The organism is Butyrivibrio sp. MB2005 (assembly GCF_000424285.1).
Lineage (GTDB): Bacteria > Bacillota > Clostridia > Lachnospirales > Lachnospiraceae > Butyrivibrio.
Genome location: NZ_AUJP01000022.1, coordinates 66,978 through 79,138, shown reverse-complemented (window position 1 = coordinate 79,138; position 12,161 = coordinate 66,978). Strand labels below are relative to the sequence as shown.

The window sequence follows — 12,161 nt, the reverse complement described above, 5'->3', positions numbered from 1 at the left end:
CTTTTTCAGGAAGAAGGATAAAAAGAGGACTCTACAGGCACTACGATGGAACACTCACAAATGCAGACATAAACGGGGCTGCAAATATCTTGAGAAAAGTATTCCCAAAGGTAACACAATGGGATAGTGGCATAGTGGACATGCCCTGTTCTTCAGGATGCCATAGGCAGACTGAAGGTTCATGCCGCAAAGCGGCATAACAGAAACCCTTTCCGACGCAGAGTTGGTGAAGGTAGTTCATAACGTAAAATATGAGGAAGATTATGGTACTCTTAAAAAAGCAGCAATCGCAAGAAATGCCGATATAGTTCTTTTTGGTCACACACATTATGCAGAGATCAGAAAGGACAAAGAGACCGGCATTGTACTGGTAAATCCGGGTACCATCTGTTATCCACAGTTTAGCAGCGATAAAGGAAATAGAAGCACTATAGTTCACCGTTTAAGGAAAAGGAGAATTCTATGATTTTATTTGTTAACGCTTGTGTTCGCAAGCAGTCTAGAACATTGATTTTGGCTAAGCAACTGTTAAGTACTTTAAAAGGTGAGGTAAAGGAAATCAGGCTGGAAGACGTAGATTTTCCTGTGGTTGATGAAGAGTTTATAAATCATCGTGAAGACCTTAAAAACGCCGGAAAATACGATGATCCTATGTTTTCTCTTGGCAGAGATTTTGCGGCTGCAGACACAATAGTAATAGCTGCTCCTTATTATGACCTTTCTTTTCCTGCTATGCTCAAGCAGTTTTTTGAGCAGATAAATGTCCTGGGACTGACCTTTACATATTCGGAAACGGGCATACCTACAGGTTTATGTAAAGCCGATAAGCTGTATTATGTAACAACCGCCGGCGGGCCGATTTTATCTGACGAGCTGGGATTTGGCTATGTAAAAGCTCTTGCCAATAATTTTTATGGAATAGACGAAGTCTACCAGATTAAGGCTGAGGGCCTTGATGTTGTCGGGGCAGATGTGGACGCGATTCTTGGGGCTGCCCGCGTAGAATGATGTAACCCTTGTGACCCTTTTGGCAAAGCTTGTAGCACCGATAATGACTGAGTCTGCAATATCGAATCTGTCACTGGTGGGATCGGTGTTGATCTTCTGTGTGGGAGTAAATCTTGTCTGGGGTAAAAAGGTAAGAGTCGCAAATATGCTGCCTGCGCTGATTGTGGCTGTTATAGCAGCATACATACCGATATGATAAATCAGTGTATATTTGACCGTTTCTGGTGTAGAAGCGGTCTTTTTTTCTGGGACGAGGTATATTTACTTCAGAAGGAGGGTAGTTAACTATGGAAAATGAAAGAATTAAAGAGATGAAAGCAGAGATTTCAAAGTTAAATACACTTGCAGCAACGCTTCTCTATACTTCATCCGTATTTCAGATAGCAGATAAACATTTTGGACTGGGAGCAGTTTTCTTTGCAGCGGCCACCTGTTTTGCAGCATCTGCACGTTTGAATCGCAAATGTCGAAGCAAAAATGATTCAAAGCCATGACTTTTTCATGAAAATTTACTTCACACAATATGCCATTTTTCATGAAAAAATAGACTTATGAATTTATGTTTTGTGAGTTTTATGGATAATTAAAAAACGCGCGATATTGTTAAAAGATGGAAGAGGAGAAAAACTCCTAAGAAAAGACACGGCGGCAGAAATTTCTGCCGTCTTTTTTTGGCCCATGGGCCATTCTCCTAGTCCTATGCAAAAGCACACAAAAAGGCTATAGTAAAGGAAAGTAATGCGATTATGGATATAGCACATAAGGGGATCAGAATGAAAAAACTTTGTGGTGTTTTGGGACTTATGTTTTTATTGCTCATCGCAGCCTGTGGCGAAAAAGGTCAGGTCATGGATGGTGATGGAATGATTCAGACATTTGAGTATACACAGATATCGCAGGACGAAGCCAGGGAGATGATGGCAAAGGACGATGGTCATGTTATTGTCGACGTTCGTAGGGAGGATGAATATGCAGAAGGGCATATCCCAGGTGCAATTCTAATACCTAATGAAAGCATTGATGTGGACCCGCCTAAAGAACTTCCGGACTTTGATCAGATAATCCTTGTCTATTGCCGAAGCGGCAGACGCAGTAAGGAAGCCTCGCAGTAGCTTGCGGATATGGGATATTCGAAAGTGTATGAATTCGGAGGAATCATCGACTGGACTGGGGATATTGAGACAGGTGAGAGCGAGCCGAGTAAAGATAGTAACGATATGCAGGATCAGGATGCTCTTCCAATAACGGAAGAGGCCACAGATAACAGTAACGCAAATGCAGAAAACGGAGGAGATGACATGGGAGCAGCAAAACTTTTGTATCAGGGACACGCAAGTATGAGGATTACCACAGCTGAGGGAAAAGTGATCTATGTGGATCCTTTTGCCGGGGAAGGCTATGATGTGCCGGCAGATTTGATACTTATGACACACAGCCACTATGATCACACACAGACAGATGAGATAGCTACAAAGAATCCGAATTGCGAGACTATTTCATGGGTTGAGGCCTTAAGCGGAGGACAGCATCAGAACTTTGATCTTGGATATGTAAAGGTTGAAGCTGTGGAAGCAGGCTACAACAAGAATCATGACGTTAATGAATGTGTGGGTTTTATCCTTACTTTTTCAAATGGAGTGACACTGTATCTGTCCGGAGATACTTCCACAACACCTCAGATGAAGGATTTGGCGGAGAGGAATCTGGATTATGCATTTTTCTGCTGTGACGGTGTCTACAACATGGATGTGCAGGAAGCAATTGAGTGCGCTAAAACCGTTGGCGCAAAGCACAACATTCCCTATCACATGATCCCTGCAGATAAGACCAACTGCTTTGATCAGTCTGTAGCTGAGAGCTTTGATGTTCCCGGAAGAATAATTGTTAAACCCGGCGAAGAGCTGGTGCTTGAATAACATGGATATAATTGAGGCTTATCGTATCCTTGGCGCGTCAAGGAGCGATAATGAAAACACCATAAAGAAAAAGTATAAAAGACTTCTTTTTGTCCATCATCCCGACGCGAAAAGGCATAGGGGAGAGGCGTCCGATGATGGGATGATAACCAAAGTCATAGAGGCATATAAGGTAATCAGGGAAAGTCTTGAACTAGAGACAGACAGCAGTGATGACTGGGAGTGGGAAGCTGCCGTTAATGGGGAAGCATTCTGCGAAAGGGCTGTATATGTGCAGTACAGAATCTATGATGATGAGGACCTTCCGCTGTCAAAAGTAGCTGAGGGCAAGTATATCTGGGATCCCGATCTTGAGGATTTTCCTTTCTTTGCGAAAAGCGTACTTGAAGCCGCAAAGGATGTAGCTTCGGGAGCGGAGGACGCCCTTTCCGGTGATGTTCTCATGGGGATTTTCCATCTTATGATGCAGGAATATGTCTTACCTGCGGATGCAGCAAGGAAAATTGGAGAACCCGTTGGCAGTACGGAAGATACAGAAGAGTATCAGTTTATCGGCTATATAAAGAGTTCTGCCAAAGGAGCAGATGCTTTCCATGAAGGTGAGCCTGTCGATATTTTCCTTTCTGACAACAGGGCAGTAGCCCAAAATCCTGTGACCGGAGTGTTCCTCGGAGATATTTCATTTGATGATGATGCACTTTACTACGTGATCTTACCTCTTTTGGAGGAACCTGAAGTGAAGATTTCATCTCAGATGATGAGGCTCATCAAAACAGGTCGCAATAAAAACAGCATAATGTTACGGATAGTCCTTAAGATTCCACAGGGGCTTAAAGACACTCCGGTATCTTACAAAAGGCAGATCCTTGATCTTCTGGGAATGTAGATATGATGCTGTGACATAGGATGATAAAGTAACAAGAAATGTTATAGGGGATGAAATGAAGAAGGAGATAGTATTCGGACCAAGTGTTCAGGGAAGTTTGAGAATGGCACAGATTACCGGTGTTGGAGAATTCCCAAAGTCGATGATCTGTACAATAAAAGATGATTCAGGGAAAGTTCCAGACAGAATCAAAAGACTCAACAAGGAAAATGAAGAGAAGTGGTATAACAGCAGACCTATTGGCGGAAATGCTAAAGATATCATTTGCCTTGAGCTGTCTTTAGAGTATGGCGACATTTCCGGAAGAATTCCCGGGAAAAAGAGAGACCAGGTGATTTATCAGCTGATCAGTACAATGTATCCGGAAAGCAGAAACGGTAACATTGCAAAAGAATGGGTCGATGGGATTGCCGGCAACAACAGAAAATATCTGAAACTTTTAAAGGATGCTATCAGTAACGAAGAAGAGATTAGAATATGGTACAGCAACAGTCCGTCTGAAATAAACGGATTTTACTGGCTAATGAATTATCTTGATAAGAATAAATATTATGAAAAAGTAAGTGCTGTATATTTGCCTCCAAATTATTGGACAGGCAAGTATTATTGTAATGCATGGGGACAAATGCCACCGGAGAAGTGGTTTGACACATTATCATTGGAAAAAAATATTACCAAAGAGCAGATAAAACATTGTTCCGAAAAATGGAAGGATCTTCAAAAAGATAATCTCCCGCTAAGGCTGATGGTTAGTGGAAGTATTGTGAGCCTTCATGAAGAGTTCCTGGATTCTATAATTAGAGATGTTATCAAGAATATGTCTAAAACCTTCAAAATAAGCCGTCTTGTTGGTGAAGTGATGGGAAAAACAGAACTGATGCTGGGTGATTTGATCATATTTGAAAGGGTAAACAGCATGATTGAAAGAGGCGAAATACTTCTCGCAGAGGAATGGCAGGAGTCAGCTATGAGGACTCTTGTGAAGAATAATAGATAAAATGCTTACATGAAAACGAAATAGCTGACATTTTTAAGAAATTCTGATTGTTAACCATGTGCATATGAGCTGTGGATCAAATGCGGAAATGGTTTGAATAATAATGATATTCGACGAAAAGAGACATGTAGTGCCGCTCGTAATCAGCATCAATTAAGCATTGATTTTTGATTATGGGCGGTTTATTATTGCTTTAAGCGTTGCATACAATCAAATGCAGCAAATATAAAAGTCCCATACGATGGGGCTTTTTTAGCAGGAGGACTCATTCTTGGATATCCTGATACCGGAATGCCAAATCGCATACCGCTTGAGACTATGAAAATATTGATATAACCCAGAGCCTTAAAGGCCTTAAGGCGTTTTTGAGACTCCGTGATAAGGATGAAGCCTTTAACGAGGCAAAGGGAAATGGATATATAGGCATTCCTACACTCATTACAGATGATGGAAAAATAATCCTTGACTGGGAGCGCTACTTTACAGAGCAGGGAATAGAGGTAGAAAAGCCCGGAGAAGCAGGCGCTGCATGCAGAGTAGATGGGAAAGGTTGCTGAGAGATAATAGAAATTTAATACTTCCAAAACCCTTTAAGCGAGATTAAATATGATAAGGTATATATAAATCACGCGGATGGAGGTGTTTCATGGGTAAAATCAGCAAAGCCATCGAAAAGAAAAAGAAAGAGCTCATGTGGCTTAAGATAAAGCTTGGACTAAAGGTTGGTGCCATTGTCCTTGTACCTATCGTTATTTTGATAGTTATCCATATCATCAAAAAGAAGACAAAAAAGCACATAAAGAACAAGATCAAGGAATCCATCAGAAATCACGTTTCAAAAAGGCAGGAAGATGATGAAGAACCTGAGCTTTGTGAGACAGGTATATAAGATGTAAATATACATAGAATTTATATATCTTTTTGTATGCGATTGAGTAAGGCAGGTATATAAGATAGAAATTTAATGGGGCTTTTATATACTTTTTTCTGTGCCAAATAAGTACATAGGGGTGAATGTTACAGGAAAGCATATAAAAAAGTATATAAATTAAATTATTATATTCCATTTATATACCGGACGGAGAAGTTATGTGAGAAATAGGTATATAAATTTGCCTTAAGAGCTTTTCTTATATAGGTTGTGTAAAAAGGAGCGTAATACATATTTTAGGAACGCTTTTGTAATAAGAGAGTTAATTTTTATAAGTAGTGGTGAAACGGCCGTCAGATTTAGCAAAATCTGATGGCCTTCTTTTTTCCAAAAGAATGGTTCATGATATACTAAATTACGTGAACAAAGCATATTACGATTGAAAGGTCTAAACTTGAAATGACAGAGACAGACACAGCTATAAATGATAAATCCGGCAATACCATAGGAATGGATAAAAAGGTCTACGACTATCAGGAGCTAATCAGCATGATCCACGAAAAGATGACCCATGAAAAGATGCAGGAAATCTGCGGCACTTGCGAATGGTATCAGATGAGCACCTGCGAGAAAAATATCCTTTCAGGCAAATATCTGCTCGGAAACAAAAATTAGTGAGGTATTAACATGGCTCAGATTAAGTTGGGACAAGCACTGTTGATCGTATGCTGCATATTTTACCTTGTCTGGTGGGGAGTAGCGTTTCATCCTGATCATGGTAATAGCCATACTTCCGGACTTGATGGAATTTTATTGCTGATTACAGTGGGATTTGGTCTTGCCGGGCTATACATAAATATGATGGGGATAATCAAAACTCCACCGAAAAAAGGGTTTATTTCCGGAATAACTATTATAGCCGCTGGCGTTGCTACATATTTGATTCTGCTATATGGAACCAGAGTTTTTCTTCACAGGCAGGTGACGTCTGAACTGTTCCTAATAGTAGGATGGTCGATGCTTGAAGTGGCATCAATAAACCGTGCTTTTGCATGGGAGACAGTTACGATAGACAAGGTGGCTATTCTTCTTATATTAACTGCGATCGCAGCAATACTTAGTCTTTATTTCTATTTGCAGTATTACAGAGTAAAGCCAATGACAGGGTATCTGTTTGGGATGATACCGCTTATTACAGAAGCAATTACAATGGGGATATTTGAATTTTTGACAAAGTAGTCTTTTGATGATATTGAAGCTGGAATGAAAGATGAGAAAGGATGCTTAGAAATCATGAAAAAGGTGATTATTTCGGCTTTTGAGCCATTTGATAATGCAAAGATAAATCCCTCTTATGAGGCTGCAAAACTGCTTCCGAGGAGAATAGGAGAAGCAGAAATTGAAGTGATAAGGTTACCTGTAGTATTTGGCGAGGCTGCAGCGATACTTGAAAAAAGAATTGATGAGGAAATACCTGATGCGATTATCATGCTTGGCGTTGCAGGTATAAGGACAAAGATAACCCCGGAAGTCATTGCCGTGAATATCGATGATGCAAGAATTCCTGATAATCAAGGCAACAGCCCTAAATTCGAGAAGATTGATTCAGAAGGAGAAGATGGCATTTTCTCAACGCTTCCGGTAACAAAAATGGTCGAGAACATGACAAAAGAAGGGATTTTGTCTGAGCTTTCCTATTCAGCCGGTGCTTATGTATGTAATGATCTTTTCTATAGAATCATGAATTATCTGAAAACAAAGGATTTACGTATTCCTGCAGGATTCATCCATGTTCCCAACCCGGCTGATTCTGATGAGACTACAAAATCGGAGATGAGCACATCTGAAATGTCCAGGGGAATTCAGATATGCGTAGAAACTGTTTTGGAAGAAATGGAAGATACCCCATAACCCATCATATGTGATATACTAACGTCTGTAGCAAAGAATTAAGCGTGCTCATAACGAGCAGAAAGGAGGACAATCATGAAATACATGACGACTATATTTACAACTGAAACTAGAAATGACAGAGGCATGATTGTCCGCCGTCTTTATAGCTGATAGTTCTATCAGTTTACCCATTTTTGACAGGACAATTAAGTAATTAGCCTCTGAGAATTAGAGGTGTCTTTTGTGCGCATTTTTGTGAGGACACCAATACGGAGGTTTTGTTTTGATACAAATAACAGGAAAATATACAGATGCAAAAATCATGTGCATGGGCGATATTGCTGAAGGAAACGTGGACCGGTACGCAATTGCTCAAGTTCAGATGATAGCAGACACTGAGGCAGCAACCGGCAGTAAAATCTGCGTTATGCCGGACGTTCATCCAGGGAAGGTTGGCCCCATAGGTCTTACCATGACTGTGAAAGATGCCGTGATTCCGGCACTTATTGGCATTGATATCGGATGTGGAATGAGTATGGCAGCGATTGGAAAAGTAAGAAAGGATTTCCAGAAGCTTGATACCGTAATCAGAGATAACATCCCGGTTGGCTTCAAGAGCAGAAATGTTGTTCACAGAGATGCAGGAGAGTTTGATCCGGACTGGCTTCGCTGTGCAAAGCACATCAGACAGGACAAGGCAATGCTCAGCCTGGGAACTCTGGGCGGAGGAAATCACTTCATTGAGATTGATACGGACGATGATGGCGAGGGATATTTGATCATCCACAGCGGAAGTCGTCATCTTGGCAAGGAAGTGGCTGAATACTACATGGAAAAAGGCCACAAATATCTTAAGAAACAGGGAATAGAAGTTCCTTATGAAATGACCTTCCTCACAGGTGAACTTTTAGCGGATTATCTTCACGATATTAAACTTGTTCAGGAATACGCAGCCCTGAACCGTCAGATCATGATTAAAGAAATCTGCAAGGGTATGAAGTGGAAGATAGAAGACCAGCAGAGCTGTATCCACAACTATATCGAGGAAACAGAAAGCGGAGCAATTTTAAGAAAAGGCGCTATCTCGGCCAAAAAAGATGAGGAGGTAATCATCCCAATCAATATGAGGGATGGCGTGATTCTTGGTAAAGGAAAGGGAAACGCAGAGTGGAACAATTCTGCACCACACGGGGCAGGCAGACTATCTACAAGGGAGCAGGCTTTGAATTCACATACAGTTTCCGAATTCAAGGCATCCATGAAAGGCATTTACTCTACTTGCATCAGCAAGGATACACTTGATGAAGCACCCTTTGCATACAGAAACATTGATTACATAAGGCAGGCTGTTGAGGATACCGTTGAAATCACAAAGATCCTCAAACCTGTTTATAACTACAAAGGCGGAAATGCATAAGAAAGAGGTAATTAGATAATGATACTACAGATAAGCTCAGGTATGGGCCCTGTTGAATGCAGAGCTGCCGTGGGCGGTATATACAGAGCATTAGAAAAAGAATTTTCAGATTTAGAGATAATCGCATCAATGAAAGGAGAAGTTGAAGGTGCGTTTTCATCAATCATTTTTTCATCCGAGCAGGATTTATCAGAGCTTGATGGGACTATGCAGTGGATCTGCAAGAGTAAACACAGACCCGGCCATAAACGGAAAAACTGGTTTGTGGATGTAAGCATAATCCCCGATGCCGATGAAGTGGATTCAGAGCTCACCGCAGATAAGGTGAAAATTGAGAAATTTCACAGCGGTGGTCCCGGCGGACAGAATGTCAACAAGGTTGAGACTGGAGTAAGAGTGACACATCTGCCCACAGGGATCATCGTAGCATCAACTAGGGAACGTTCACAGTATGCCAACAAGCAGGATGCACTAAAAAAGCTTTCGTCAGTTCTTAAAGAGATGAACGCCACAAACAAGGATAATCAAAGAAATGACGCCTGGAGCAAACATGCACAGATTGTGCGTGGAAATCCGGTGAGGATTTATGAGGGTGAGGATTTTAAGCTCACTTTTGTCAAAAGAAAAGAGGAGAATAAAGAGAAATTAACTAACCAATAACAGTAGAAGAAAAAGTCCCTATTTTTTTTTAAGATTTATTGGAGAATAGTTTTATGAAAAGGACAGAGATAAAGACTCAGCTTGATTTTTATGTTGATGTTGCCATTCTCTACTTAAAATGCCTGCCCGATGATATCACACTTGAAAACGCCAAGAAGAAGGATATGGTCAAGTATACTCTTTCTACTCCTGATGATGTGGCATCAGAAAACCTAAAGCGTCTAAAAGGAATACAGGATGTCGAGCATTGCATTGACCAGGGTCTTTTGTGGCTTATAAGATGATTATGTGCGGTGATTTTTTTCATGCAGATCTTCTTAAAAAAGCGTGTACAGGATGTATTGTCCCGTACACGCTTTGCATTTTTAGTATTTCTTGTATTTTGCACCCTTTACTGTTTTTGATGCACTGATGGCCTTTTTATAGGATTTGAACGCCTTCTTCTTTAATCTGAATTCTGCCTTTTTGTTTATCTTTTCAAAAGCATTTTCTCCTATTTCAATCTTTCCAGTTCCCTTAAATGTGATGGTCTTTGCGTTCTTACAGTTGTAGAATGCCTTGTCTCCTATTTTTTTAACCTTCTTACCAATATTAATTGTCTTAAGGTATTTGTTGTCTTTGTAGGCGCCTGGCATTATCTCTTCAACAGTGTATTTCTTGCCGTTTATGATAACTGTCTCAGGGACTGTTCTCGCTTTCTTGTTGCCTTCCTTTATCTTTACTGTTTTGTTTGATGTTATAATTACTACTTCTTTTGTTCTTGTCTTTACGGTATTCCCGGTCTTTGATGTTTTGTTATTTGTTGATGCTGTTGTATATCCATACGGAATGGTGTTATTTCCGTTGTTGTTATTATTGTCGAAGCCGCTATTATCGGTATTGCCACTTTCTGTACCGTTATCATTATTCCCCTGTTGTGTGTTATCGCTTTCAGGAGCTCTTACTACTATTTTACATTCCCATTCTGCATTACCCTTGTTTGTTTTAACCTTTATGGTGGCTGTTCCTACTTTTTGTGGGATAAGCTTTACCTTTGTATATTCAAGGGTATGACTGTTGTCTATTGCTTCTATTGCTATGATGCTTGAATCGCTTGTTGTCCAGGTAACAGCCGTTTCTGTTACTTCCCTTGTACTGAGAGAACCAAGGTGGGCTGTTGCCTCTACTGGGGTTCCTGTTCTCATCAGCCCGCCGCATCCGGTGGCGGGATCATCAGGTATTTCTATCCATACGGAGTTTGGTTCAACGTATCTGTAAGTAGTTCCGTTTGATACGGGAAGCGTCAGTCTGAAATAGTATCCCTGTGTCCATCCGCGCTTTTCTCCCGTATAAGGGTTATAGTCGTATTCAAGTTCCTCATCTCTTCCAAAATGCTCGTGGAAATATCCGTCCATCTGGGCGGATGTTATAAGATAGTATGTGTACTGCACTACTGTCTCATCATCCGGATCATCCCATGTAGAATCCACTTCGTACCATTCATTGTCCTGAAGCTGTATCTGGTTCCATGCGTGCTGTTCACCTGCCCCATATCCGTATTGTACGATAGCTTCTATTCCTGCACAGTTTAGGAGCAGCTGGTAGGCATGTGCGTAACCATTGCACACGCATTCATGGTTTATGAGGGCTCCGTATGCAGTCTGATGTTCCTGCCCGTGTTTATATGTTACCAGCTCCACAAGCTTATCGTGAAGGAGCTTTGCACGCTCGTTCTTGTCAAGTCCTACTGTCTGTGCAGCCATTCCATGTGCTTGGTTTAATAGTGCGTTTGTCTTTGCTACATCGACCACCTTCTTCGTCTGCCACGTTTCGGCTTCCGAAGTGTGGTTGCTTGTTATGGCTGGATGGTCAAGTTCGTATGCGCACTGTACCTGTACATAATCTTCAATGACTACCACATTTTCATCGCCGTTAACGGTATGCTCGTTATGATCGTAGTATCTGCAGAATGTCGCCCAGCTTGGCATGTAGTCACCTGTCTGTATCATACATTCGGCGTAGTCCTTGTATTTCTGTTTATTTTCAGCTGAAAGTTGTTCGTAAAAGTATCCTGTTTCCCTTGCGTATGCAGGATATGTCCTTGCATTTGCCATCGCATGGGCTTTATTTGGTATAAAAAATACAGCCGTTAGGATGAAGGCTGTCAGGTAGAGTGCTTTTGTAAATTTCTTCATAATATTTCCTTTATATATTGCTTTTGTGCCTATATTTATGATTTAACATAAATATCTATGTTTGTCCACATATATTTTAAGGCATCATGTTGCCATGAGTTTCTTTTCCTTCTTTTTATCCTTTAAAGTCTGTCTCTGTCTCCAGTAATCGTGGTCCTCGTACTTTTCAAGGTAGGGACACCGCTTCCGCAGGCATTCATGCTTTTTTAATGTCTTTACGCTGATATTTCCCTTGTGCGCATTGCAGTGGCAGTATGCAACTGACTTGCTCTTTCCGGGCTGGTTTACGAAATATCTGATATTGTCTGTTCTTTTCATAATCTTCCTCCTTCCCGCCAT

18 protein-coding genes and 1 pseudogene are annotated in these 12,161 nt (G+C 41.0%); 17 read left to right on the top strand and 2 right to left on the bottom strand.

The window, feature by feature from the left end:
• The 17 genes and pseudogenes from G610_RS23395 to G610_RS0112765 all read left to right on the top strand — a co-directional run.
• Positions 1-200 (top strand): annotated as a pseudogene (locus G610_RS23395) (RNA-guided endonuclease InsQ/TnpB family protein); the annotation flags it as partial.
• Positions 182-466 (top strand): metallophosphoesterase family protein, encoded by a 285-nt coding sequence (locus G610_RS0112840; RefSeq protein ID WP_026525123.1) that lies wholly within the window; start codon positions 182-184, stop codon positions 464-466. The pseudogene G610_RS23395 and the gene G610_RS0112840, both read left to right, overlap by 19 nt.
• On the top strand, positions 463-1,008 hold the full coding sequence (locus tag G610_RS0112835; RefSeq protein ID WP_026525122.1) for an NAD(P)H-dependent oxidoreductase: 546 nt from the start codon (positions 463-465) through the stop codon (positions 1,006-1,008). The genes G610_RS0112840 and G610_RS0112835 overlap by 4 nt, the downstream gene beginning before the upstream one ends.
• Positions 1,009-1,027: 19 nt before the next feature.
• Entirely contained in the window at positions 1,028-1,204 is a 177-nt protein-coding gene (locus G610_RS22705) for a DUF554 family protein (RefSeq protein ID WP_330368130.1), read from the top strand.
• Between the two features lie 91 nt (positions 1,205-1,295).
• On the top strand, positions 1,296-1,502 hold the full coding sequence (locus G610_RS0112830) for a hypothetical protein (RefSeq protein ID WP_026525121.1): 207 nt from the start codon (positions 1,296-1,298) through the stop codon (positions 1,500-1,502).
• Positions 1,503-1,781: 279 nt separating this feature from the next.
• Positions 1,782-2,120 carry a rhodanese-like domain-containing protein gene (locus tag G610_RS20855; RefSeq protein WP_155831028.1) on the top strand — a complete coding sequence of 113 codons (339 nt, stop codon included), beginning with the start codon at positions 1,782-1,784 and terminating at the stop codon, positions 2,118-2,120.
• Positions 2,121-2,129: 9 nt separating this feature from the next.
• Entirely contained in the window at positions 2,130-2,924 is a 795-nt protein-coding gene (locus tag G610_RS0112815) for an MBL fold metallo-hydrolase (protein ID WP_242829650.1), read from the top strand.
• 1 nt (position 2,925) lies between these two features.
• Positions 2,926-3,810, top strand: a complete 885-nt coding sequence (locus G610_RS0112810) for a J domain-containing protein (protein ID WP_155831027.1) — start codon at positions 2,926-2,928, stop codon at positions 3,808-3,810.
• 55 nt (positions 3,811-3,865) lie between these two features.
• Positions 3,866-4,807, top strand: coding sequence for a DUF3658 domain-containing protein (locus G610_RS0112805; RefSeq protein ID WP_026525119.1), 942 nt, complete (start codon positions 3,866-3,868; stop codon positions 4,805-4,807).
• Positions 4,808-5,172: 365 nt separating this feature from the next.
• A complete protein-coding gene (locus G610_RS20850; protein WP_196808085.1) occupies positions 5,173-5,364 on the top strand; it encodes a hypothetical protein in 192 nt (63 codons plus the stop codon).
• A gap of 89 nt (positions 5,365-5,453) precedes the next feature.
• Positions 5,454-5,696, top strand: a complete 243-nt coding sequence (locus G610_RS0112795; protein WP_026525118.1) for a hypothetical protein — start codon at positions 5,454-5,456, stop codon at positions 5,694-5,696.
• 441 nt (positions 5,697-6,137) lie between these two features.
• Positions 6,138-6,353: a DUF1284 domain-containing protein gene (locus G610_RS0112790; protein WP_026525117.1), complete on the top strand. Its 216-nt coding sequence runs from the start codon at positions 6,138-6,140 to the stop codon at positions 6,351-6,353.
• Between the two features lie 12 nt (positions 6,354-6,365).
• A complete protein-coding gene (locus G610_RS0112785) occupies positions 6,366-6,917 on the top strand; it encodes a hypothetical protein (protein ID WP_026525116.1) in 552 nt (183 codons plus the stop codon).
• Between the two features lie 54 nt (positions 6,918-6,971).
• Complete coding sequence (locus G610_RS0112780; RefSeq protein WP_026525115.1) at positions 6,972-7,589, top strand: pyroglutamyl-peptidase I; 618 nt, start codon at positions 6,972-6,974, stop codon at positions 7,587-7,589.
• A 304-nt stretch (positions 7,590-7,893) separates the two neighbouring features.
• Entirely contained in the window at positions 7,894-8,988 is a 1,095-nt protein-coding gene (locus G610_RS0112775; protein ID WP_035797546.1) for an RNA-splicing ligase RtcB, read from the top strand.
• Positions 8,989-9,006: 18 nt separating this feature from the next.
• The gene (prfH, locus tag G610_RS0112770) at positions 9,007-9,648 is read left to right on the top strand and encodes a peptide chain release factor H (protein WP_026525113.1); all 642 of its coding nucleotides are present in this window, start codon (positions 9,007-9,009) and stop codon (positions 9,646-9,648) included.
• Between the two features lie 53 nt (positions 9,649-9,701).
• Positions 9,702-9,932, top strand: coding sequence for a hypothetical protein (locus tag G610_RS0112765; protein WP_026525112.1), 231 nt, complete (start codon positions 9,702-9,704; stop codon positions 9,930-9,932).
• 81 nt (positions 9,933-10,013) lie between these two features.
• Here the strand turns inward: G610_RS0112765 and G610_RS0112760 are convergent, their stop codons facing one another.
• Both G610_RS0112760 and G610_RS0112755 read right to left on the bottom strand, forming a co-directional pair.
• Positions 10,014-11,822, bottom strand: coding sequence for a transglutaminase domain-containing protein (locus G610_RS0112760; protein WP_026525111.1), 1,809 nt, complete (start codon positions 11,820-11,822; stop codon positions 10,014-10,016).
• An 84-nt stretch (positions 11,823-11,906) separates the two neighbouring features.
• Complete coding sequence (locus G610_RS0112755) at positions 11,907-12,140, bottom strand: hypothetical protein (RefSeq protein ID WP_026525110.1); 234 nt, start codon at positions 12,138-12,140, stop codon at positions 11,907-11,909.
• Positions 12,141-12,161: the final 21 nt, after the last annotated feature.